This window comes from Paenibacillus sp. FSL L8-0641, from assembly GCF_038006265.1.
Lineage (GTDB): Bacteria > Bacillota > Bacilli > Paenibacillales > Paenibacillaceae > Paenibacillus > Paenibacillus polymyxa_D.
This window is the reverse complement of record NZ_JBBOUW010000001.1, coordinates 1,771,870-1,795,261: the sequence shown is the minus strand read 5'-3', so window position 1 is coordinate 1,795,261 and position 23,392 is coordinate 1,771,870. Positions and strand designations below refer to the sequence as shown.

The window sequence follows — 23,392 nt, the reverse complement described above, 5'->3', positions numbered from 1 at the left end:
TGACTCCGTGTTGACTTCGGACGTCCGCTTGGATTCCTCAATTTTATAATCGGTATAAACATACCTACCAATCACGGCCGCCAAAGCTATGGCGGCTTTTTTGCACTCATTTTGAGGAGGGATTTATATGCCAATGGCAACAAGCGTATCCGCTATAGCGCAGCCATTCTATAGAATGTAACCGCCATCGGATGTTGGGCTAATAGTCAAGCCTGATTTTGAGATTGATCCGTTATTCTTCTCTTTTTCTCAGCAATAAGTAAACCTAGCAGTACATATCCTCTGTACACTAATCCAATTAAAAGCACTCCGCCAGCAATAGAAAGGAGGATAACTAAAATGTTAAGTATAAATAGAAATAACTCCAAAAAGACACCTCCAAAGTAAATTAGTCTTTTTTATCTTATAGTAAAAGTCGTGTCGAAGTATCATAAAGCTTGTCATAAAACAAAATAAGAAAGCAGTTGAATGAAAGAACTAAGTTATTCAAAAAGGCTAATGGTCAGAGTAAAAGACTATATATACGCAACTTTTTTTCGTTTTTCTGGTATATATGATAAAAAAATGAAACTGGGTGTTTATTCAATGAGACGAATTTTTGTTTCTCTACTTGTATCTTCCTGCCTTCTTATTTCTGGCCTGCTTCTAGCGCCTCTGAGTTATGCGGAGAATTCAAATTCCAATCTTCCCGTTGTAGTAGAGGATGCGGCTGTGTTCTATCTGGTTCCGCACCAACTGACTGCCGAATTAAACAAATCTTCTTTATCGCTGGATTCCGTCTCCATAAAGACCGCTCCCCTGCTGAAGAAAAATAATCACTTGTATTTCCCGTTCAAATGGCTGGAAACAGCTCACTTGGCAACCACCAAGTGGGATGCAAAGACAGGCAGCACGTGGGCGGAGTTTGACACTGAGAACTCGGTACCTTTTTCCTCATTTCGGTTGATGCCTAACCAAGCAAAGATTTTCAGATACGAAGACGGAACCATGACAGCGCTGGATGAGCCAATCCCTAAAACGTTTATGAAAAACGATCAATTGTATATTCCAGCGTCACTTCTGCCTAAGATGGGAATAAATTATACATGGAGTAATGGAGTCATGCACTGGGTCTGGAACGACAAAGTAGTTAAAGCGCTTCATCCAACGTATACAACGGATAAGGAAAAAATCACTTTTAGTGCATTAGTACAAAAAGAGTTCGGGCATGCTTATCTTATGGTAAATACAGGGCACGGTGGCATGACAAGTTCCATTGGAGGTAGCATTAGCACGTTTAAGAGAAAAGAAAAAAGCATTGGAAAGCCGATTATAATAAATGGGCAAACATTTCGGCGGATTGAATATTCAGTTGAGCTTCGTCCCGGTCCAAATCCGTTGGAAATTACCACTAATGATAAAGGATCTGTTAAGATTATGGTGCATCGCAAAGTATTAAACCCGTCCTCCGTCCCTATTAGATACAACCATCCCGAGAACGAGCATGACATCCGCTTCACCAAGCCGACACAGGGGTACCTCCGTGTACAGGCTGGAGACCCAATAGCAATTGCTGGAGTCGTGACAGCTACGTATCTGGAAAGCAATGAAGTTTCTTTTGGAGTGGCAGCATTTCAGAACGGTGATTTTGTTGAAGTTGAAAAAAAGACCGTTATCCCCCTCAAACAGGATAAATTCTTTAGCGGTTCTGTCGTTATTCAAAAACCTGGCACTTATCTGGTCAATATTCTAAGTCCAGATGTATTTGTGGGAGGTAGTTCACCGTACGGCTCTGTCAAATGGGCTGAGATAGCAGTCGAAGTGTTGCCTAAAACCAAGAAAAACCCATAATTCTTCTCTTCCAGATCTAATACCAGCTAAATGGTAACAATAATCTTCAAACTTTGTTTTTCATTCATGTAACATTCCTCTCAATGAACAGATTTCAACTAACGTTTCCCGTTAGCTTAACAAAGACTTTTTTTAATACTAGGCTTTTCCTATACTAATTTGAATGGCTTCATAGTACAAGAATTCTACTTTTCCAAAAACATTATTGGAGGCTCACAAATGAGTAAATTTGAAAAAAATCTAATTAAGTATTTGTCTTACGGTTTTATTGTAGGAATATACTATTCCTTTATTAAAGGGCCAACAACAACGAGTACTCCGATCAACGGTATGTTTGAATTTTATACGGTACCCACTTCTACTTTTATTTTTAGAACATTATCAACCTCGTTTCTACTAAGCCTCTTTGCTGGAGTAGTGTATACAATTACTTTTTTGTGTATAAGAGGAAATAAGTAGATTCTTTGAATAACTCCAAAGCAAAAGAAGCTGTCCAAATCGCAACGGCTCCTTTTCTTAAGTAACGGTTCGAAGCAAATATTACGTCATTGGTAGCGCCACTTTAGCTTGCTCCAACAAAGGAGATAGTTATGAGAAAATATGGAATAGCAATCTTTATAGTAATGATATTCGCAAGCGTTTGGATGCTTAGTAGTTACGCTAAAAGTGATACTCAAAATAAAGTATTCGATTATCTTGTAAAAATTCAAGGATACAAACCATCTGAAATTTATTCAGTTAAAACTCAAATAGGTAAAGCTCCCTTAGTTAGTACACAAGTTATTTTTAAGGACGAAACCAATGCAAGGTATTTTAAAAGAGCAAGATAAAATTATTCAGCGTAGCTAAGCCCCCATTAAAGGAGTAGATGATGGGGCGTATAATTATTCTTTGAAGGATTATAACGGAAATGCAATGCACAGTCACATGCTTGTCCTCCTCCAAGAGGTCACAAAATTCAGTCATTTATAAGATTTCAATAGAATGAATCAGTAAAGATCAGTAAATTGAAAACTGCTATGAAAGCTTGTCCTGCTTGACTTTAAGGCTTAAATAAAGAAAATTTTATATCCCCTGAAATAGCCGCATCTTAGACGCACCACACATGATGTAACCACGGGAGTTAGAGATCGTTAACAGCGTTGTTTTAGGCAGTTTGACCTCGACTCCGATAAATGTATGCTCACCCACTTGAATAGGTTCCATGTGTATCATGGTGATTTCATGCACCTCCTCTTTGTTTATGCTATAAGCCTCCAATATTTTTGCAAGTCCCAGCCCACAATGAAAATAACCGAAAATACTTCTTATCAAATCCATGATAAAAAATTTTCCGATTCTTAAATCCCTCCTCTCTAATAGTTGTCCGATGAAAATAAAGATTTAGACTGGATTTGTTGGTCCTAAGCTGATTCTGAATTGCTAAATCGTCAGACTTGGAATAATAAGTTTTAGACTGACCCAAATATAAAACCAGCGGCAGTCAAGGACCTGAAAATAAAGTCCTAGACTGCCGCTGGTTTATTGAACTAACGTTCTCTGTTAGCGTAACAAGTGGTGCTAAATTATTTCATGCGATATATCTACAACCGTTTCGGTGCTGCCGATCGGCTTACCGTCAGTAAGAAACACCGAGGCGATAAATTCTCCCTGAATCGCTAGGCTTCCAATCGCCTTAAATCGTTCTACCTCTATTGGTTTTGCCGAAATAATCGGCTGGATCAACGTCTTCCATCAGTCCCCATTCGACCATATCTGGCGTACGGGTCAGCACTTTCCGATGCGACTGTCGAGAATCCTCTCTATCGCTGGATATTCCTCGAATCTTCGTTCAATGAAATGTTGAATAACCACCCCGTAAAGGGGCGGTTTTCTTATGCTTGCATGAATGCTTCTAACGGCTCCAGAGTCGCGAACGTCTTCTTTGCATCCTTCTTCCGTTGCTCATCATAGAGTTTGGTCAACTCTTCGAATGATTTAGCTTTAATCTTCGTATAACTCGATTTGGTGTATCTGATTATGTACGTCTTTACCCCTTCCTCTTCACTCCACTCGTAAACGACATCATATTTGTCCCTCAAATTCTTTAAATGAAGTGACCGGCGCAACACTGCAAAGTGTTCTTTAATGGCTTCATCACATTCCTCCATAATCTTCTCGTATGTGCAGCCAACTCGCATCAGAATCTCCAATGCCCGTTCATCGCCGTATCTCGCGAGAAATTCCTTCAACGAAACCAGCGCATATAGCATTATTTGTTCCTTGTCATTCGGATTCCTGTATTCATAACAGCCTACAACCAAATTGCGGTCGGTCATTTCCTCCTTACTGAATTGCATATTAAACAAATACTCGAGTGTCTTTTGCTTCATAACGGTTTCCAACATCTGTTCTTTATCAATCCTGATGCCCGTTGTCACCCACGGAAACGGTAGTTGGCCGTTACTTTCACGCGGTATGCTACCCCTAAGATTCAAAATCGGCATACCCGTAGCCATTGCGTACGACCTGTTATATCCGTCGCCCGCGAATATTTCCTGTTCTTCTTGCATGTGTCCTGCCCCTCCTTTTAGTACCAAGTTCCATTCGGCGCGTAGTGCCACCAGTTGTCTGCGAAGTGAATCTCCACTCGATTCCAGCGAATTACGATCCAAATTACCCTCCGCATTTTCCAGTAATTTCTTGGTTAAGCTATAGTTCTCCGTTCGTATTATGAGCTGTGACCTACGCTTACGGGCTTTGCCACTTCACTTCCGCTCTTCCAATCCCGCTCTGTCCATTGTCAGACAACACTTTTATTTCCATCTCTCCAGGCACTTCATGAATCACCGTTACAATCGGTTCAGACGAACCGAGAATAAGATCCTATAGTAGACTATTGCATATCCATAAACTACCACTTTTTTTGTGTTGGTCTCCTATTAGTTCATCACCGCTGCTTTTCATTAACCCTCGAAGATACTTCTGGGATAAATTGTATCAAATGAGAACCATAAGTCCATCTGATGGTTGCGTTATCCTGCCCGTTGGCTAATGCCGGCTGCCAGTCTACAACTTTATTTTTCACGGTCTAATGCTTTGTTTTTCAGTCTAACACTTTATTTTCACAGAACAATAGTCTCATTAGACTATTTTGTTCTTCCCATAATTTTAAGAATGTATCATACTTCATAACATTCACGCACCTTCCGTATACTTTACCCATATCGCTAAGTTAGTAGCCTGATTGGAGACTCTCCTGTTTAAACCCACCTCTTAATTCTTAGGTGCATGCAAATTATCTTCTTTTTCAGATAAATTACTATGAAAAAAGCTTGCTCCCATTTTATTGTTAAAGGAGCAAGCTTATAGATATTCATTAATCGTTGTGAATTATATTGATTTAGGATTTTTATAGCACCAGTTTGGATCATAGGGCAGAGATCTGAACTTCTGCATATCTTCCCAACTGTAGACCCAATCGTAATCAGGAATCCAAAAATAGTCAGTAGGATTTAGCTTGAGATATTCATATATAAATCGAAAAATCAGCTCTTCAACACCATAAACATCTTCAATACATCCTACTTGATACAAGGACAAGCTTGAATCTAATCCACTAATATCCTCATCATGCTCATAATTAATTTCGTAATTATAAATTCCATCAATATAGAATATAAACTGCTGGTTATTTTCAGCACCTAGTGGGTTATAAGATATATTTAGAGTTGTTGAAAAAAACTGTTCGTTCTTATATTTTTTATCATTGTCAAAATATAATCCAGCATCTGCATGAAAGGCAGCTACGATTGCATCTCCTAGTAATTTCTCAGGTGTATATTTTTCTCGTTCTATTAAAATAAAAGCCGAACTCCCCATCACTTAACCACCTTTCTTAATTCCTCCAAGGAATTTACAACAGTTACTCCTAGCTTCTTGATATTATCTAATTTTTCTATATTACTTTGAGATAGATTGCCCAAAGGCTTATCAATATAAAGTATAACTTTCTTCTGTTCTGGATTAAAATAAAGCTTATCAGTAGTAATTGTCATTTTCTCAAGTTGTCCTTCTTTAACTGCTTTGATCGAAGCCTTTACCTCAATTAATTCATTTTTTGTAACCACATCTAAATCACCTGCAAATTGACCATCTTTCTTTAATATTTTTTGCCCAAAACCAGTGACTTCACGTTCTTCTTTTAAAAAGCCAGCTACTTTTGCTTCAGTTGCCTTTCCTACATCTGAGCTATTCATAAAGTTTTCAATATCACGGTTAATATTTTTGGGATGTTGATCAACCCATGTCAGTTCATTGCCAGCAGGGTTTGTATATTTCGTCTTATTTCCTTCCTTAATTATGCTACCCCTATTGTAATTGTGGGTTCCCTCGACGACATGCGGTGCCTTTTCTGCCTTAGCTCCCGAAGAAGGAGTGGATTTTGATGAGCCTCCACCTTCTCCTTTCGCCATCTGCCACAATTCTGCTGAGCTTTCCCCTGCTCCTTTTGCACTTTTAACCGCAGTTGTAGCTCCATGCGCCGCCAAAGCTGCCGATCCAATTAATCCGGGTACCCCAATGATACTCCCTACACCTGTAGATGAAACAGCAACGGATAATCCTTCTCCACCTATTCCAGCTACTACCTCACCTGCCCCTTGCAATGTTGTAGCTACATTTCCGAGAATTTCTCCTACTTTAGCTGCCATGGGATGATCATAATTCCGTTCTTTATCAGGCCATATCCCCACTGTCAAATTCCCCTGAATAGCTCCTTTTGCTCCCTGTGCAGTATCCCAAAGGATTTCTCCTTGAAGTTTGCTAGCTTCCATTTGAGCCTCAGCCTTAGTGATCTCAGCTTGTCCAATCTGTTCAAAAATTTTATGTAACCAACCTTCACCTGTGGATGCTTTTTTAACAGGGGCTCCGAGCCACGGCACATCCAGTACGATTTTTTCCCCGTCCACCTTTGCAAAGTTTTTTGAAATAAAAATAAGTTCTTGTGCTACTGTCGATAGTCGTTCAATCGTCACACTCATGGATTGTCGAGAAACCTGAAACTCCTGAAAAAATCTCTCTTGGGTAGCCCCAGACCAGCCTTGTTGGACAAAATCAATTCGTCCACTCAAAAAATTCAGCATACGTTCCATTTCATGCTTTCTGTGTAAGAACTGATCAGCCACTTCCATCAATTTGTCAGGTGGAACTAATATTCTCCCCATTCTACCACGCCCACTTTAATTTTGATGGAAATAATCTTATCAGAAGGGGTGATTTAGGGAAATCCATCTGCTATCCTGTTATTTCCTTTTAATCCATGTGACATTTGAACTGAAATAAACAGATTTATTATGTCTAAAGTAGTGTATAACGCTGTTAGATGATGCCTAAGTCAGTTTTAGCTGTTCTATCCATATGATAGTGATCAAGTATTGATTATATCATTATTACTTTTTTTGATTTATAATAATATAATTGACATAATATCAATAAACATCCTTACTATATAATTCTAGGACGCTATATTTAAAGGCTTTTCCTATATAACTTTGAATGGCTTCATAGTACAAATTTCACCTTTTCCATAAACATTATTGGAGGCTAGTAAATGAGTAAATTTGAAAAAAATCTAATTAAGTATTTGTCTTACGGTTTTTGTGTAGGAATTTATTATTCCTTTATTAAAGGGCCAACAACAATGAGTTCTTCAATCAACGGTATGTTTGAATTTTATACAGTACCCACTTCTACTTTTATTTTCAGAACTTTATCAATCTCGTTTATACTAAGCCTCATTGCTGGAGTGGTGTATACAATCGTTTTTTTATGTATAAAAGGAAATAAGTAGATTTCCCAGAAAAATCCCAAAACAAAAGAAGCCAACCCATCGCAATAGCTCCTTTTCTTTATCGACCCTTTATTTAATTGACTAACTATGCAAAAAAGCTTGCTCCCATTTTATTGTTAAAGGAGCAAGCTTATAAAATATTAATCATACTCAATGAACACATTGCCGTTTCCATTGACGGCTTTCTGTAACAATATAATTATATCGTTCTTAAGATCAGGAAGTACAGGTAATATATTAGTCAAACTTTTCGCTTCTTCCTCGGTCAAATATTTAATATCAAATGAATCAAACAATTGTAGGGTCTCTCTAATATTTTCCACTTCCCATGGACTTTCCTCATACCAGCCTTCGTGAGCATAATATTCACTTAGTATATTACTTTGTGCAGATTCTAGTTGAACCAAACAATCCAATAATGTATCAAAGTATCCATTCCATATCTTCAATACATAGCTTTTATCTGAATTTGTATAAATCAATCTTATTTCTGGTTCTCCTTCAAATCCAGCATAGTAGGTATCATTTATTTTATCTGTCTTCATACTCTTACTCCTTCTAATGGCTGTGATTTTGAACTTGAGAGCATTTTATTCTCAGACTGCCACGTGGTGACCCGTTGGTCCGTAATTCGAGCCATTCTCTCAATGCTTAATAGGAGGTGCCTTCACTGGCTACTAACATAAAACTGGAATGGTGGGATCAGCTTACTCTTCCTCTTCGTTAACCGCTTTAATCAGATCTCCGTAGACTTCCTTCGTGTGAGCAGATGCATGTTCTTTAAAATGTGTAAACAACCTCATACATCTAATTGCTTGTATTTTGTTATTAACTTCAGCGGACCTTTCCAAACAGCTGAGCAAAAATGTAAAACCGTCTGAAAACTTCCCTTTACGCAAAAGATAGATTGCTAATTCCCTCGAGAAATCAGTATATCGCTCCGTTATGAAGCGTTGAGTATACAACCCTTCCACTTTTTCCCGCTCCAGAAAGGAGATAATTTCTCCTTCAAATTGTATTAAAATATCATCTACATCAAAATGATATCGATTTGCCGCTTCAAGCATATTATCAAGCGCGGGAAGAACTTCCTCTTTTCTTGAAGAAATATAATTTACATAATTAAGAAGAACGCCCTTATCACCAGAAAGAAGCTTATTTGCATACGTATTTACTACTGCCCAGTCTTCATATTGCCTCTTCCACTTCAAAGCAGTTTCATCTGTAGCATTCACCCAACTCAAATCGGCGTAAGCATAAGTATGCTGAAGTGCTTGCTCATAGTCTTTCCTTCCTTCACAAGCTTCTGCCCGAAGCAAATGCGAGAATGCCCAATACGCAAACAAAGGAAATTTGGGTTTCTTCGAATTGTCTTTATTCATATGATGCCGTTTTTGTTCCAAATTGTATTGAATCTTAGCCTTATCTCCAAGTGCTTTAGCGAATAATTCTAATTTGTCCCATTTTCGTAACGAGCGGTATGTATTCGCCAATTCTTTTAATGCCTCTAACTGATCTGTCTCATCTAACCGTTCAATGTAAGACTCAAATTGAATGGCTGCATCATAGTCTTTCTCTTGATCGTCTCCAATACGAATCGTAAACAATCGATACTGGCAAACGGCTAATCGTTCTGAATACTGATACTTTTCCCCTTCTGCTACATTTTCATAAAGGAACGCCGCTGCTTCAGTATAACCTTTTTTAAAAGAATCCTCGGCTACTTCAAAAAGTGAAGGAAGATAAACAGGATTATCTAGCAACATACCTACAACTCTTCGCAAGCAATCAAGTCGCCCTAACTCCACGCAGCGGTACAAAAAAGGGCTGATTCTTCGCCAGTTGAGCGGTTCTTCCTCAATACATTCTTCAATATAACGTTCATAAAAATAATCTGGTGGTAAATTCATTCCCATAGTGATGCGATCTAGCTGGTGAACTGAAATTGATCGGTTGCCCGTCACAATGCCACTAACTGTCCCTACATTCAAATCAATCATGTGACCAAACTCGGTCATGGTTAAGCTTTTCCGTATCAGATAGGTTTGAACTTCTGCTCTAATCGTAGGTGTGATCTCCATAGATAAACCACCCTTTCAACATAAACTCGACATATAATACATAATTAAACCATGTAATGAGAAACAGTTAGTAAAAATTACTTTATCCCATCATTGTCTTTTGGAACAAAGTCATATACCCTTCGTTGTTTACAACAGCACACATTACATTTTTGCACTTTTTACATATATTCCTCAAAAGAGGATTTCCTCATTTTGCTTATATACAGCAAAACACGCAATAAAAAGGCTAGACGGATCATTCCATCTAACCTGTTCCATTATCCATTTGGTTTTATACTCTATACCTTATTAAGTACTTTAAATATCATGCATCTTTTTCCTGTTAAGAATAATTACATTTCGCCATGGTGACTCGGTTGATAGCCATGTTCTTGATCATGAAAAAGTAAAGGGACAGTAACTATTGCTATTAACATAAAGCTGGTTGCTAAAAAGGTCAGAATTATTTTACGCTTCATCTTGATCCACCTCATTAATCAAGTTTCTGTAGGCTGTCTTCGTCTCAAATGATGAATGCTCCTGATAAGATTCAAAAAGCCTCATACATTTAATTATATATGATTTATTATTGATTAATGTAGATTTTTCCAAACAATTTAATAAAAATTTAAAACCATCAGAAAATCTTCCTTTAGTCAAAAAGTAGACTGATAATTCCTTAGAAAAATGTATAAAACGCTCTGTTATGAATCTTTGAGTATAAAAGCCTTCGATTTTTTGTTGTTCTAAATAAGATGAAATGTCCTCCTTGAATTGCTCTAAAATATCATCTACATCAAATTGGTATCGATTAGCTGCCTCGATGATATTATCAAGTGCGGGAAGAACCTCATCTTTCCTTGAAGAAATATAAGCTACATACTCGGGAAGTACGCTCTCTTCGCCTGAAAGAAGCTTATTTACATAAGTATTTACTACCGCCCAATCCTCATATTTATTTTTCCATTTCAATGTTTCTTCATCTGTATCCAAAACCCAGCTTAAATCAGCATATTTTTTGATATGATGAAGTCCCATTTCATAGTCTTTCCTCTCGTCATATGCTTGTGCACGAAGTAAATGCGAAAAAGCCCAATAAGCAAACAGAGGAAAGCTTGGTTTCTTTACATTTTCTCTTTTGGAAGGATGCCGTTGTTGCTCCATGTTATATTGAATTTTTGCCTTGTCTCCCAAAGCTTTAGCGAATAATTCTACTTTGTCCCATTTTCGTAACGAACGGTATGTATTCGCCAGATCTTTTAATGCATCTAACTGTTCTATCTCATCTAGTCGATCAACGTATATTTCAAATTGAACGGCTGCTTCATAGTTTTTCTCTTGATTATCTCCTTGCCTTGTATGGAACAAACGGTACTGACACATAGCCAGACGTTCTGAATATTGCTTTTTCTCACTTAGAGCCACATTCTCATATAGAATAGTTGCCGCTTCGTAAAGCCCTTCTCTAAAAAGTTCTTCGGCAAGCTCAAATAAAGATTCTGAATAGCCTAACTTATCCATCAATAAATTAACCACATCATGAATGCAGTCCAATTTATTTAATTTCGCACAATTATGTATAAAAGGACTCATTCGACGCCAATTCGGATTAGCCTCTGTTAAATACTCAGACACATACCGTTCGTAGTAATAGCCAACGGGAAGCCCCATTGCTTTTGTAATTCGATCTAACTGATCGACTGAAAGTGTGCGGTTCCCATTAATAATACTGCTCATGGTGCCCGGATTCATTTCTGCTTTTCTAGCTAAATCACTTAGGATTAAATCATGATCTTTCATATGTTTTGTTATCTCTGTGAGTATCGTGGTTGTTGTGTTGTACAAAGTAACCACCCCTTGTCAGGAACTTAGTAGGATATCAACTCATTAAAAAAGGACTATTGCAATCCAATGATTGTATAGCCTTTCCGCAATTCATTGTACCATCTTTTGGCACAATATCATATACCTTTCAGAACCTTACTTAAGATACCTTTGAAGGGTTTGTAAAGAAAATTAAGCTCTATAAATCCTGAGACATACGAATCATATCTCTACACTGTATGCCATTCTCATAAATTTCTTCTAGATAGTTATGTCTGATAAAGAAATCTAGATCTACACCTACAATTCTAAACCCGCATTTTTGGTAGAGGGCTAACTGCCCAATGCTAGAGTTTCCTGTGCCCATTTCCATCGTTTTATAACCTTGTGCCCTAGCTGTTTCAATGGCATGTGTCACTAATAGTCTGCCTATTCCTTTACCATGCATATCTTCTGATACTGCTATATTCACTAACTCAACTGTTTCAGGTCTTGTAGGTAAAAGAACATAGACTCCAACAATATGATTGTCAATTTCTGCTACATAACACTGCCCTCTTTTCAAATATTCCTCAACAAGTTGGCGCGAAGGATCAGCTAGTAGCAAGAGATCTATTGGATATTTTTCATTTGAATTAAGTAGTCTAATATTCATATATTCTCTCCTGAATGTATTATGGCCCCCGGGTTTCCCCCCTTATCGTAAGCTTTATTCCAGAAATCCGGGGGTGATGGCGATGAGATGAAGCCTTAACTCAGGTTGACCTCAATTCATACAAACCATTATGCAGTGAAAGACGGGCAGAGTATGGACCTTCAAACAAGACACTGGTATTAAATACGGCCGGAAGCCTATCATCAGGAAACCAAGGCCGTTGCTTGTCTATGACTATAAATGATCCTTCTACATTCCCTAGCGGCGCGAACTTTTGTCCAGCCCCTCCCCATGGATCAAGTTGGAACGTTTCGGTGATTATCCTAGATACTTCAGGGACATCATCGACAGGAAGACCGATCTCGCTTATATGAAGTAGAGAGTTGGGCCCGAAAGCTTCAGTGACTGCATTGTCGAGTGTATGGTGAGCGATGAACTCGACAAGGTTATGATCCGGATCATAGAAGTAAAGCGCTGTTGCATTCCAGTTTTCGAAAAAAAACTCATCTTCTTGGGGTCTTGAAATCAATGAAATTCCACGGTCGATTACCCACTGTTTTGCTTCTATGAATTTATTCGTTGGGATCGTAACCGCAATATGATAAAACTCATTTTCCATATGGGAGGATTCCTGAAAAGCAAGAACCGATTCCCCTACTTGAAACGACAGCCGCGAAGAGCTTTCCTCCACAACCTGCAAATCCAAGAGAGAGCCGTAAAAAGCTTTTATCGCTTCGAAACTATGGGTGGCTAAGAGCACTTCTTTTAATTTCAATGCATTGGTCCTCCCCACAAATAATTTTGAAACCCATTGTCCGTCTAATCCATATCAGCATTTTATCTCAGACTATATGAGGTCATTACAATGTTTGTTTATTATCCTTTAAGTCGCTTAAAAATTTGGCGTTCACATCTAACGCCGCAAATTGAAGTAGTATATCCTGTTCATCTAGAGCTTTACTTTTTGCTATTTCGAGATAAAGCTCGGGCTGGTCCCGAAACGCTCTTGCCCTCCCAATCGAGTATGCCTTCTGGAGATATTCATGAGCTAATACAGGCTTGCTCTGATGAAGAAGTGTTTCCGCCATCTGAATATAAGGTTCAGCATGTATAATGCGGTACCCTGTACCTTCCAAATCTAAAATCTCCTCATTTAAAAGCTCTACTGATCGCTGAGTATGCCCGTTATAATTGAGAATTTGAACGTATTGATGCAAGGTTACACCTGTGATGCCCCATTTATGCTTAGGCTCGGGTATTAGATCCCAAGCCTTCTGTGCTTTTTCCACAGCCAAGTTGCTATCTAATGGGAGTGTATGAGCTGCATCCTCTCCAAGCTCCCAAATCTCTTCTTCCAATTGAGCCTCCAGATCGTGGTACATTCGAATATTCATCTATTCCTCCCAATTGGATAATATAAGTTCAACACATAGAGATGTCTACTCCTCATTGCGTTTAGCGAAAGCGCTTGATTAAGGATATCACTCCCCAGATGAGCAACGCCAAGATCCCGCTAACGATTACGAATGTCATTAAGATCGAAGTCCATACGATATGCAATCAACATCACCCCATGCATCATTTTATGGTCATCTTGTAGAGTACTCTTCTAATGTCTCTCCATATTTTAACGCACGTTGGCTTCCGCTGCATTCGAATTGAATATTTTTATTTTTATAATCATAGATAAGAATGCTAGCAGTGCAAACATCAGTCCGCTCCAGATGAGCTGGTGTATTCCCAAGTGAGAGATAAACCACCCGCCCGTAGCAGCCCCCATCGTAATACCTAGATTAGAAAATGAGACAAACAGGCTATTACCAAACTCTGGGGCTTCTTTCGCTTCCGTGGTTAACCATGTTTGACTAATAATAAGCCCCCCAGAATGCACGGCCCCCCAAATGAGCACAACCACAATCATCGGTAGGAAAGAAGCACCCAGAGCATAGGTGAATACGTAAATGACCATATATAGCAATGGGAACATAATTACGGTCTTAGTCAGATTTTTATGTAATAATCCCCCGAATAAAAAATTTCCAAAAATCATGACGATTCCAAAGACCATCAACATCATGCTGATCCATGACCCGTTCATCAGAGTTACTTCTCCAAGATATTCGGCAAAATAGCTATACACCGAAAACATAGCTGCAAAGATAAAAATAACAGTCACAATGTTGAACCACAATTGAGGTTTACGTAATATACCAAGCTGTTTGCCATAAGACATCTTTTCCTGAACGGGCAGGGAAGGAAGCCATACGAGTATTCCCACAAATGCAATCATGCTTACGACAGCTCCAAATAAGAAAGCAGCTTCTAACGATATCTTTTCAGCAAGATAGGAAGTTAAAGGCACGCCAAACGCAAATCCTACCGTAATTCCAGCGAAAACCTTGGTGACGGCTTTACTACTCTTTTCACGGGGGACAAGATGAGCTGCAGTCACGAGGGCGACCGAAAAAAAGACAGGATGAAAAATAGCGGGAAGAACACGAAAAATGAGCATGACCTCAAAATGAGTGGTATAGGCATAGACAATATTGGAAATGACAAAACTGAATACAGCGATTAATAGAATGATTTTACGATTCATACCGGAAACGAGTAAGGTCAAAAATGGACCTGAAATGGCAACAACTAAAGAAAAAATACTGACGAGCCAACCCGCCTGGGCAGCTGATACATTGAATTTTTGGGTTACTTGAGGGAGAACGCCTATAATTCCCATTTCCGTTGTAATAATGCCGAATACGCCTAAAGCCAGAATGATAATAAGTAACGGGTTAACCTTTTTCATTTTAAATATAAGCCTCCTAATTAATTATATATATAGATTTGTAGATATATTACGTGAAAAAAAACCTCCTTTCTATTTATAGTTCCTTTTGAACGTACTCGGCAAATTCCCGGATTATTTTTTCATTCCGACGATAGTACGTCCACTTCCCAATACGCTCAGACTCTAACAAACCGGATTTTTGCATCGTTAATAAATAACTTGAAATCACAGACTGCGCAAGTCCCGCTTTAGCCTGAATATCTCCCACACATACACCAATTTGAAAATTAAGCCCTTGCTTCAGATAAGCCTGTTCATCAAAAAACTCTTCTGGTTTTTTTAACCACAGCATAATTAGACGACGAGTTTCGTTTGACAATGCTTTATAAATCAATGACGGTTCCATATAAAACATTATATCTATTTTATTAGATTTGTAAATATAAACTCTAATGATTACGTAGAAAAATAAATAATAAAGGCTGCTTCCCCACGGGAAATCCGTTGGGAAACAGCCTGTTCAAGTACATATTCAACTACACTGACTTACTCTTATTGGAGCGATACATCAAGTACAGGAAATACGGTGCACCGATCAGTGCGATCAGTAATCCGGAAGGAATTTCAGTCGGCGCAAGCACTGTCCGTCCAATCGTATCAGCCAGCACCAGCATTACCGCTCCCAAGATGCTAGACAGAACGATAGAGCGACGTACATGGTGCCCAATCAACGTACGCACGATATGCGGAGCAATCAGCCCGATGAAGCCAACTGTACCTACACAGGCTACCGCTCCGCCCGCCAGCAGCACCCCCACTGCCATCGCCAGCAACCGGGTGCGGCGCACCGGAAGTCCCAGTCCCATAGCGCTGCTGTCGTCAAACACCAAAAGATCGAAGCGGCGAGCTAGCCACCAGGCTATTGGCAACAACACGAGCAGAAAAGCCAAAATCGTCGCCACCTGCCCCCAGTTTCGAGCGTAGGTACTACCCGTCAGCCAAATATAGCCTGTGCTGCCCCAAAGCGAACCTTGGATAATCAGTATCTGAATGCCAGCTGCTCCGATCGCTGATACAGCAATCCCAAGTAGGATGACCACAGACGGGTTTAGGTGCTTGTTCCATGATAAAAAGAAGATCACCGCCGCCGACACCGTCGCTCCGGCAATCGCCGCGATAGGCAGCATATAAACAGGCAGCCCAGGCCAAACGATAATCACTGCAAGCGCGCCAAAGCCAGCCCCTGAAGAAACACCAATGATCGAGGCATCCGCTAAGGGATTACGAACGGCTAATTGGATCAAGACACCGCTGACCGCAAGCGCGATACCAGCCCCGGCTGCCACCAGCGTGCGCGGAATTCTAAACTGCAGCAGGGCCGAATTTGCGTTCTCACCGCCAAATAGGCCAGATAGCAAATCGCCAACCGGAATTCGCATCCCTCCAAACATCAGGCTGAATACGGTCAACAGCACGGCACCGCACCCAAGCAACGTGACCAGCCTGCCATAGGGTAATTTCCGAGAGCGCACACCTATGTTCATTGAAGATTGTCCATTAATACCAGAAGGCAGCTTCATCTTCCACAGAATCAACCAAATTAGCCAAGGAGCCCCAATCAAGGCCATCATTGCTCCGGTCGGCAGATCCATGCTTGATTGGTGGACCATCTTCGCCAGCACGTCAGCGCCTGTCAACAGTAATGCTCCCCACAGAAAGGAACCAGGCAGCACCCAGCGATGCATTTTTAGGCCGCTTAAGCGCACCAAATGTGGAGCTACCAAACCCACAAAACCAATAGGTCCAATGACGCTAACTGTAATGGTCGACAGCAGGACAGCTAATACAATACCCACCGCCCGGGTCAAACTAACCTTTTGTCCAAGTGACGTGGATGTGGACTCATCCAGATCCAGGACATCAAATTGTCTTGACAGCAGAAAGGCAATGACCGAGAGTCCTACGACCCAGGGCCAGGCGTAAGTCGTCCCGCTCCAGTCGTTTTGCACAAGCGAGCCAGAACCCCAGAGAAACAGTCCCTGCGTTTCAAATGAATAAAAGATATGCAAAGCTCCGGTAAACGAACCGAGAACCATGGATACAATCAAGCCGGCAAGCGCCAACCGAATCGGACTTCCCGCTCGTCCCCCGCCCATGAAGTAAGCGAGTACCGCTGCCAGCAGGCCGCCGACAGCGGCAAATAGAAACGGCGCCTGATGCAGCAGTCCGGGAAACATCACCGCGCCAAGGACAACCACAAAGTAGGCACCAGCGTTAATTCCTAGTGTATCAGAAGCCGCCAGCGGATTTTTGGTGATGGCCTGAAGCAAAGCACCAGCGATGGCAAGCGCACCACCAGCCAGGATTCCGATGACCGTACGCGGCATCCGGAGATCCCACACCATGTTATGTTCAAGCGTATCCTGACGCTGGGTCAACGCCTCAATTACCGTGTGAAGCGGGATCGAAGCCTCTCCATAACACAAGCTTACAAAAAAAAGCACGATGAGGACGATCAATCCGCCCCCAAAGATGCTTCCTACACGCCAAGTCTTCGATAAACCCGTTGTGTCTGTTCGGGTCATTTCGTCAGGGCTCCGACTACCTGATCAACCAGTACTTTGGATGAGATTGGGCCGCCGAACGTCCATGTTGTGCCGTCCAGTGGGTAGGTCCGTTTTTCTTTGACAAAGTTTAGTCCGTTCCATACCGAGTTGTTCTTCATCGCGGCTCCAAATACATCGTCCGTCTTTTGCGTAATATAGATAAAATTGCTGTCCTGCACAGCTGGAAGAGCTTCAATGCCAACGGTGCTAAACCCATATTTCTCGGTCTTGTCCGACTTCCAGTCGTTCACCATGCCAATTTTCGCGAGCGTTCCCACTACAACCGAATTTTCCTTGAACATTCGCAGACTGGCAGCATTTTGAGCTGTGAAGGCCTGTGTCAGCGCATAGTGAAAGTCTGCTTTGCCCGCTTTCTCTAATGTAGCCTTTGCCTCTACGTAGTGCTGGTCAAGTTCGCTTAGGACCTTATCAGCCTGTTCCGTTTTTCCAGTAGCCACAGCGACTTGCTTGAAAATCTCGACCATACGGTCGTAATCATAGCCGTTCCCCTTGTAAGGATCGAATTCTATCGTTGGTGCAATCCCCTTAAGTTGTGCATAGATCGCTGCATTGTTATCGGCGTTAGTGATAATAAGATCCGGCTTAAGCGCCGCAATCGCTTCTAGATTCGGTTCGCCCCGTGTGCCGATATCAGTTACGGTATCAGCCAGCTTCGCCTCCGGTGTTACCCACAGCTTGTAGTTTTCATTGTCCGCATTACCGACAGGCTGTACGCCAAGTGCAATGAGGTCCTCGGTAAACGTCCATTCGAGTACAACTACACGTTCCGCTGGCTTGTCCAGCTTGACTTCCCCATGGTCATCCTTAACCGTAACCGGACCAGCCGTTGTGGATGTCTGCTCAGACCCTGCAGTACCTTCCGTCTTCGAGCTATCCCCAGCCGCACCGCAGCCCGCCAATACAATAGTAAAAACTACAAATAATAATAGGCTATTCAACATCTTTTTCATTTCTCTCAATCACCCCTGTATGTATATTGCATTGGAAAATGATAATCATTATCAGTAAAAGATTATAGGGCTTAGTGACTTTTGTCAATACAGATAAATCTAAAATTGAATCGCAAACAGGTTCCGTATATGATAGCTTTATCATTGTTTAAGGGAGGCTTCATTTACGTGGCGGTATTAATCAACGAGCAAATTAAAGCTGACGAAGTGGTACTCACTGGACTCGCAGGGGAGAAGCTCGGCGTTGTATCCAAGTCAGAAGCCTTGGCTATGGCCCGATCCAAAGGGGTGGACCTGGTCTGCACCTCATTGATGAGCAGTCCACCACCCTGTAGCTTGGTCGCGAAGGGTAAAGGAAAAGCGCTGGCGCAAAAAGAAGCCGCAGCAAGCAAAAATGTCGGCCGAGCCGCAAAAAACAGCGGCAAAGAAAAGATCAAGGAGCTTCGCTTCACTGCTCATATTGAGGAACATGATTACGACACGAAGCTGCGTCAGGCAGACAAACATCTGCGTTCCGGCAAACCGGTGCAGCTGGTCGTTAAAGCGTCTGGTGCAAAAGAAGCGCCTGTCGCCAAAGCGGTACTAGAGCGGCTACTAATCGATTTGAAGGAAGCCGGAGTGAAGGATACTGGAATCCAGACGGGCGGCAAGGGCTCACAAGTGAAATTAAACCCTCGCTGAATGGCGAATCAGTAAATTGGACCAGTCACTTAGACCGTAGGAAACAGAGGGCCCATTCGGCCCTCTCAGATTGTCGAGAAACCCCGTCATTTTGAGACGTGGGTTTCTTTTTTACATCATAATGCTTTGGTCTCTGGAGAAGCAGGGGGGGTTACCCCTGTTTCTCCAGGCGATCTAGGTGGATCGCCATCTTCTTCATGTTCTGCACGGCTGCCGTCATAAGGGCTTGTTCCCTGACGTTTGGAAGACCGCGCAAACGGCAATAGCGAAACCCATGGAGCTCTTTGGCATCCGCGAAGCTTCGCTCAATCGTCTCTTTTCGTTTGCGGTACAGCTTTTTACCAGATGGGCTCAGCCGGTTGCTCCGTACCCACTCTTTGCTGTCTTCCCAGACATGCCGAGTCACCACTTTGCGGTGGTTTCGAGACTGGGTACACTGACTTAGCAGTGGGCAATGCTGGCACTGAGCTGGGTCAGAGGCATACTGCCGGTATCCCTTACGGTCCGTCGTTCGGTAGGGCAGTTCCTGTTGGGCTGGGCATCTATACGCATTGCGTTTGGCATCGTATTCAAACTTCCATTTCGGAAACAGTCCTTGTCTGGGATGGAATCTTCGGTGAGCAATCACGGCAAAAATCTTTCGGTTCTGCAAACCTCGGCAAATCGGCGTTGTTAAATAACCTGAATCTAGTGCAACAGCTTCTACTTGAAAACCAAAACGTTCTCTTTGGCGATCCAAACGGGACAAATAGGGGACAGAATCATGTACATTCCCTGGTGTCACATGCACGTCCGTAATCAGATTGTACTTCATATCCACCGTGCGGTGGTCCAGATAGAAGAAGCCTTCGGGCTTGCCATCACGGATCATATAGCCGCTGTCCGGGTCTGTTTTGCTCACTTTAATTTCTTTTTCTTCGTTCACTTCCTCTCGGGATTTTAAGGCTTTTTTCCGTGGTTTCTCCGGTCATCCTTCACCGCTTCGTTCAGCTCGTCCATATAGTCTTTAGTATTCTGCAACACTTGTTCTTTGGTGTACTGGTGCCTGTTAGCATTGGCTTTGACGTGTGTGGAATCGGTGACGAGAACACGCCCACCCACCATTCGGTGAGAGATCGCCTGCAGCACAATTTCATCGAAGATATCTTGAAAGATCGTGGTGTCTTTAAAGCGAGTGCGACGATTCCAGCTAATCGTCGTATGGTCCGGAACTTTATCCGTTAAGCCCAACCCCAGAAACCAACGATAAGCTAGGTTCGTCTGAATTTCTCGCTCGAGTTGCCGTTCTGAGCGAATGCCATAGAAATAACCGAGAAAGATCATTTTAAACAATACGGTAGGATCAATGGCAGGACGCCCGTTGTCTGCACAATACAGTGGTCGAACTTTATCATCGATAAACGAAAAATCGATATACTTATCTACTTTGCGGAGCAAGTGATCTTGAGGAACCAGATCTTCGATGGAAACAAATTCGTAGGATTGTTGTTTTTCGCGGTTGGAGCGTAGCATATCAACACCATCCGTTCTACAATAGTTACCTATATTATACAACATTAACGCGGTGTCGTCTTAAACAAAATTAACATAAAATAGGCTGGCGAGACTTTCTCGACAGCCTGAGAGGGCCGATTCGGCCCTCTGTTATAAATTCCTTGGTTACAGGGTATGATTCAGGCTCTTTCTTGTCATAGCTACTTTGCACCAAGGGAGCATACCAAAAACGCTTCTCATCCATCAACCTCGATACATACCCGCTTGCTTATTTCAGGATGACGCCGTTCGTTCCCGTTTGCGGTATGACAAACGACCAATCGGCATCCTTGTACAAATGGTTGACGACCTTTCGTTTTAGCGTGAGCTGTTTCGGCATTTGATTTAGCCCATCAACGAAATATCCGGCATCCTCCTGCAGCTCGATTACACCTGAACGATCTGTTGTGTAGCCTCCGCCAAAAAACATCGAATACTCCTTATTATTTTCGTCAACGGCAACCCAAATGTCTTGCGTGAAGTTAGGACTACTGAAGATACCGCCTATCGGAATGGTCGCATACATTTTGCCCGAATTAGAACTGTTGGAACGAAGTTTGAGCCCCTTGAACAGATAAGCATCACCCGAGTCTTCGAATTTAACGGGATGCACAGCTGAAGTTTGAGCCGGGTCGAGCACGACCGACGCCTCGCTTCTCTCTCGAATTATATAGCCGTCCAATACGAATCGAATTTGCTGCTTATCATAGGCAAAATCATTAAACTGGTAGAACCAGTGCGTCTTGCCACTCCAACGGTCCAATCCAGATCGACGTCCGAATTCAGGGTCTCTGTTATCCCCAAGCCATTTCCCGTGTGCATCTTCCAGATGATACTTAAGCTCGTGGAACCCGCTTTGTCCGTTCAGCGCTCGGTCTGCGGCTTCTGGGGTCAACTCTGTAGTATATTCCAATGATCCGCCGCTCGGCGTCCGGGTAGCTCCCTGCATGTGAATACGTAAGCCGCTTGGCGTCTCATACGTTTTATCAATCGGAGTCAGCAACGTTTGCGCTTTGGCTTTGGTTAGATCTGCCTCCACATCCAGTCTCCAATCTCCTTTTACCGTTTTAATAGGAGCTTCCACATTAAGTTTGTCCGCATACAGCCTCAATTCACGGATATGTGCACTAAGCTGCAGCTTGTCGGTCAGTACCGGCCGCATAAAGTCGAACTCAATCCTACTAATATTCTCGTTGCCCCCTGTGCTTACTTCAAAAGGAACAGCGCCAACATCACCTCTCTGGTTATCAAAGAGGCTGAAATCGACATCTTGAATACTAAAATCCCCGGTTACAGCATTTCCTTCAACATCGAAAACTTCGATTCCGATAATCATTCTAGTCGAATCGGCGATAAGTTCGTTGACTTTCAGAGTGTAACCCTGATCTTTAGCACTGGCACCCGAAATCTGTACCAGTCCTGCTTCACGGACCTTCTTCATGCCATTATCCACATAGCTGTCTTTCGCAAACAGCGACCTCACCATATCTGCAAGAGTCGGCTGCGTATACAGCAGTGTGCTAACCACAAATACAACGACGGCGACCACCAAACTCCATACTTTAAACTGTGAAGTGCGTCTGGCAGCGCGGTAATGTTTCACCTGGGCGACGATGGACGTGTCATCGTACGCGGCTGCGTTCTGTTGCCGATTCCTGTATTCAGTCGGTCCCGTCAAGATCTGTGCCTCCGTTTCCGCTGGTTGCTCGCTCGGAGAGTATCTGGATACATCATGATCGCTCGCGTCGGCTCTGTCAGCTGGTTCGATCTCGATTCCTTCCAGCGCCAGCATCACCTGGTCGGTAAACTCATTAGATAGCCTTTCGTGAAACAACAAAATTTCCCAGTTTCTGTCTTCTATCGTCGATTTGCCGTCCTCTGTTTCAAGATTGGCTTTTTTCGTTGTTGTACGATCCCAGACTCTCATAACGTTGCCCCTCCTTGGCTTCTACGGTTTTGCGCAGACTGATTTTAGCACGGTGGACGGCGTTGTTAACCTGCCGAACCGACATGCCAGTAATACCAGCGATCTCCTTGTGACTCAGTTGGTTGGTGTAGCGCAGAATCAACACAAGTCGATAATGCTCGGGCAGCGTCTCTAACAAGCAATCCAATTCGAAACGCAGTTCCTTTTGCAGCAACTTCGATTCAGGTGTTTCACGTTCATATGTATCTTCCTGTGTCAGAGACTTTGGATCTTTTCGGCGTCCACGGTCCTTCTGCAAATTGACAGCAATTGTATACATCCAACCGGCAAAACTCTGCGTCGGGTTATGCGCTCCCAGTTTACGATAGGCTTTAAGTAGTGTCTCCTGAGTCAGATCCTGAGCATCCGCTTCGGAAGACCCCATCTTGCGGAACAATCCGTAAAGCTTATTCTGATAGCGCCGGACAATGCCCGCGTACGCTTGTTTATTGCCTTTTAGTACAGCTTCAATAATTGAATGATCGTCTGTCAGCTCCACGCGTTCCCCTCCTTTTAGGTCTGGCTTTTGTTTGTCTTGCTTCTAAGACTCCTAATCTGCATTTTTTCTCTCACTCGATCCATATAAAAAAGACCTTGAGTTTTTGTTGCCCTCGAGGTCTGAACATATGACTCATTCCTCTATGCCTA

At 42.2% G+C, this 23,392-nt stretch carries 21 protein-coding genes and 1 pseudogene; 4 read left to right on the top strand and 18 right to left on the bottom strand.

Features of this window, described 5'->3' with window-relative positions:
* Positions 1-585 precede the first annotated feature (585 nt).
* Together MKY16_RS08075 and MKY16_RS08070 are read left to right on the top strand one after the other, a co-directional pair.
* Positions 586-1,830, top strand: a complete 1,245-nt coding sequence (locus tag MKY16_RS08075; RefSeq protein ID WP_340954959.1) for a hypothetical protein — start codon at positions 586-588, stop codon at positions 1,828-1,830.
* Between the two features lie 590 nt (positions 1,831-2,420).
* Entirely contained in the window at positions 2,421-2,660 is a 240-nt protein-coding gene (locus MKY16_RS08070; RefSeq protein WP_230584966.1) for a DUF3139 domain-containing protein, read from the top strand.
* A 265-nt stretch (positions 2,661-2,925) separates the two neighbouring features.
* Here the strand turns inward: MKY16_RS08070 and MKY16_RS08065 are convergent.
* The 5 genes and pseudogenes from MKY16_RS08065 to MKY16_RS08045 all read right to left on the bottom strand — a co-directional run.
* A pseudogene (locus MKY16_RS08065) lies at positions 2,926-3,045 on the bottom strand (DUF1805 domain-containing protein); the annotation flags it as partial.
* Positions 3,046-3,390: 345 nt separating this feature from the next.
* Complete coding sequence (locus MKY16_RS08060; protein ID WP_155271686.1) at positions 3,391-3,555, bottom strand: hypothetical protein; 165 nt, start codon at positions 3,553-3,555, stop codon at positions 3,391-3,393.
* Positions 3,556-3,704: 149 nt separating this feature from the next.
* Entirely contained in the window at positions 3,705-4,484 is a 780-nt protein-coding gene (locus MKY16_RS08055; RefSeq protein ID WP_230584964.1) for a hypothetical protein, read from the bottom strand.
* A 718-nt stretch (positions 4,485-5,202) separates the two neighbouring features.
* Positions 5,203-5,691, bottom strand: a complete 489-nt coding sequence (locus MKY16_RS08050; protein ID WP_029516567.1) for a hypothetical protein — start codon at positions 5,689-5,691, stop codon at positions 5,203-5,205.
* Positions 5,691-7,034 carry a WXG100 family type VII secretion target gene (locus MKY16_RS08045; protein ID WP_029516566.1) on the bottom strand — a complete coding sequence of 448 codons (1,344 nt, stop codon included), beginning with the start codon at positions 7,032-7,034 and terminating at the stop codon, positions 5,691-5,693. Before MKY16_RS08045 ends, MKY16_RS08050 begins: the two co-directional genes overlap by 1 nt.
* A 386-nt stretch (positions 7,035-7,420) precedes the next feature.
* Between MKY16_RS08045 and MKY16_RS08040 the strand changes: the two genes are divergently transcribed.
* Positions 7,421-7,660 (top strand): hypothetical protein, encoded by a 240-nt coding sequence (locus MKY16_RS08040; protein WP_039269860.1) that lies wholly within the window; start codon positions 7,421-7,423, stop codon positions 7,658-7,660.
* Positions 7,661-7,800: 140 nt separating this feature from the next.
* Here the strand turns inward: MKY16_RS08040 and MKY16_RS08035 are convergent, their stop codons facing one another.
* The 10 genes from MKY16_RS08035 to MKY16_RS07990 form a co-directional block, all read right to left on the bottom strand.
* Positions 7,801-8,205, bottom strand: coding sequence for a hypothetical protein (locus MKY16_RS08035; RefSeq protein ID WP_039269858.1), 405 nt, complete (start codon positions 8,203-8,205; stop codon positions 7,801-7,803).
* A 162-nt stretch (positions 8,206-8,367) separates the two neighbouring features.
* Positions 8,368-9,741, bottom strand: coding sequence for a helix-turn-helix transcriptional regulator (locus MKY16_RS08030; protein ID WP_340954956.1), 1,374 nt, complete (start codon positions 9,739-9,741; stop codon positions 8,368-8,370).
* 450 nt (positions 9,742-10,191) lie between these two features.
* Positions 10,192-11,523, bottom strand: coding sequence for a helix-turn-helix transcriptional regulator (locus MKY16_RS08025; protein ID WP_340957559.1), 1,332 nt, complete (start codon positions 11,521-11,523; stop codon positions 10,192-10,194).
* Positions 11,524-11,746: 223 nt separating this feature from the next.
* On the bottom strand, positions 11,747-12,202 hold the full coding sequence (locus MKY16_RS08020) for a GNAT family N-acetyltransferase (protein WP_029516562.1): 456 nt from the start codon (positions 12,200-12,202) through the stop codon (positions 11,747-11,749).
* Between the two features lie 100 nt (positions 12,203-12,302).
* On the bottom strand, positions 12,303-12,977 hold the full coding sequence (locus MKY16_RS08015) for a VOC family protein (RefSeq protein ID WP_318626800.1): 675 nt from the start codon (positions 12,975-12,977) through the stop codon (positions 12,303-12,305).
* An 85-nt stretch (positions 12,978-13,062) separates the two neighbouring features.
* Positions 13,063-13,596, bottom strand: a complete 534-nt coding sequence (locus MKY16_RS08010) for a hypothetical protein (protein WP_318626801.1) — start codon at positions 13,594-13,596, stop codon at positions 13,063-13,065.
* Between the two features lie 233 nt (positions 13,597-13,829).
* Positions 13,830-15,005, bottom strand: a complete 1,176-nt coding sequence (locus MKY16_RS08005; RefSeq protein WP_340954954.1) for an MFS transporter — start codon at positions 15,003-15,005, stop codon at positions 13,830-13,832.
* Positions 15,006-15,081: 76 nt separating this feature from the next.
* Positions 15,082-15,393: an ArsR/SmtB family transcription factor gene (locus MKY16_RS08000; RefSeq protein ID WP_274484644.1), complete on the bottom strand. Its 312-nt coding sequence runs from the start codon at positions 15,391-15,393 to the stop codon at positions 15,082-15,084.
* A 130-nt stretch (positions 15,394-15,523) separates the two neighbouring features.
* Positions 15,524-17,572 (bottom strand): iron ABC transporter permease, encoded by a 2,049-nt coding sequence (locus tag MKY16_RS07995; RefSeq protein WP_307349105.1) that lies wholly within the window; start codon positions 17,570-17,572, stop codon positions 15,524-15,526.
* Positions 17,569-18,564, bottom strand: coding sequence for an ABC transporter substrate-binding protein (locus tag MKY16_RS07990; RefSeq protein ID WP_165145161.1), 996 nt, complete (start codon positions 18,562-18,564; stop codon positions 17,569-17,571). The genes MKY16_RS07995 and MKY16_RS07990 overlap by 4 nt, the downstream gene beginning before the upstream one ends.
* 168 nt (positions 18,565-18,732) lie before the next feature.
* Here MKY16_RS07990 and infC point away from each other — a divergent pair, with 168 nt between their 5' ends.
* Positions 18,733-19,245 (top strand): translation initiation factor IF-3, encoded by a 513-nt coding sequence (gene infC / locus MKY16_RS07985; RefSeq protein WP_029516555.1) that lies wholly within the window; start codon positions 18,733-18,735, stop codon positions 19,243-19,245.
* Between the two features lie 151 nt (positions 19,246-19,396).
* Here the strand turns inward: infC and MKY16_RS07980 are convergent.
* The 3 genes from MKY16_RS07980 to MKY16_RS07970 all read right to left on the bottom strand — a co-directional run bounded on the left by MKY16_RS07980 (position 19,397) and on the right by MKY16_RS07970 (position 23,243).
* Positions 19,397-20,757 (bottom strand): IS1182 family transposase gene (locus MKY16_RS07980; RefSeq protein ID WP_241113430.1). Its coding sequence is split into 2 segments (ribosomal slippage): positions 19,397-20,190 and positions 20,190-20,757, totalling 1,362 coding nucleotides; the frame shifts between segments, so codons are not numbered across the junction.
* Between the two features lie 250 nt (positions 20,758-21,007).
* A complete protein-coding gene (locus tag MKY16_RS07975) occupies positions 21,008-22,705 on the bottom strand; it encodes a DUF4179 domain-containing protein (protein ID WP_029516554.1) in 1,698 nt (565 codons plus the stop codon).
* On the bottom strand, positions 22,662-23,243 hold the full coding sequence (locus MKY16_RS07970) for an RNA polymerase sigma factor (protein ID WP_238794812.1): 582 nt from the start codon (positions 23,241-23,243) through the stop codon (positions 22,662-22,664). The genes MKY16_RS07975 and MKY16_RS07970 overlap by 44 nt, the downstream gene beginning before the upstream one ends.
* Positions 23,244-23,392: the final 149 nt, after the last annotated feature.

What these genes read in the sequence shown, in the direction of transcription:
- MKY16_RS07975 (WP_029516554.1), bottom strand. Translation starts at nt 22,705, where the DNA reads ATGAGAGTCTGGGATCGTACAACAACGAAAAAAGCCAATCTTGAAACA.
- MKY16_RS08045 (WP_029516566.1), bottom strand. Translation starts at nt 7,034, where the DNA reads ATGGGGAGAATATTAGTTCCACCTGACAAATTGATGGAAGTGGCTGAT.
- MKY16_RS08070 (WP_230584966.1), top strand. Translation starts at nt 2,421, where the DNA reads ATGAGAAAATATGGAATAGCAATCTTTATAGTAATGATATTCGCAAGC.
- MKY16_RS08010 (WP_318626801.1), bottom strand. Translation starts at nt 13,596, where the DNA reads ATGAATATTCGAATGTACCACGATCTGGAGGCTCAATTGGAAGAAGAG.
- MKY16_RS08040 (WP_039269860.1), top strand. Translation starts at nt 7,421, where the DNA reads ATGAGTAAATTTGAAAAAAATCTAATTAAGTATTTGTCTTACGGTTTT.
- MKY16_RS08020 (WP_029516562.1), bottom strand. Translation starts at nt 12,202, where the DNA reads ATGAATATTAGACTACTTAATTCAAATGAAAAATATCCAATAGATCTC.
- MKY16_RS08005 (WP_340954954.1), bottom strand. Translation starts at nt 15,005, where the DNA reads ATGAAAAAGGTTAACCCGTTACTTATTATCATTCTGGCTTTAGGCGTA.
- MKY16_RS08035 (WP_039269858.1), bottom strand. Translation starts at nt 8,205, where the DNA reads ATGAAGACAGATAAAATAAATGATACCTACTATGCTGGATTTGAAGGA.
- MKY16_RS07995 (WP_307349105.1), bottom strand. Translation starts at nt 17,572, where the DNA reads ATGACCCGAACAGACACAACGGGTTTATCGAAGACTTGGCGTGTAGGA.
- MKY16_RS08075 (WP_340954959.1), top strand. Translation starts at nt 586, where the DNA reads ATGAGACGAATTTTTGTTTCTCTACTTGTATCTTCCTGCCTTCTTATT.
- MKY16_RS08000 (WP_274484644.1), bottom strand. Translation starts at nt 15,393, where the DNA reads ATGGAACCGTCATTGATTTATAAAGCATTGTCAAACGAAACTCGTCGT.
- MKY16_RS08030 (WP_340954956.1), bottom strand. Translation starts at nt 9,741, where the DNA reads ATGGAGATCACACCTACGATTAGAGCAGAAGTTCAAACCTATCTGATA.
- MKY16_RS07990 (WP_165145161.1), bottom strand. Translation starts at nt 18,564, where the DNA reads ATGAAAAAGATGTTGAATAGCCTATTATTATTTGTAGTTTTTACTATT.
- MKY16_RS08050 (WP_029516567.1), bottom strand. Translation starts at nt 5,691, where the DNA reads ATGGGGAGTTCGGCTTTTATTTTAATAGAACGAGAAAAATATACACCT.
- MKY16_RS08025 (WP_340957559.1), bottom strand. Translation starts at nt 11,523, where the DNA reads ATGAAAGATCATGATTTAATCCTAAGTGATTTAGCTAGAAAAGCAGAA.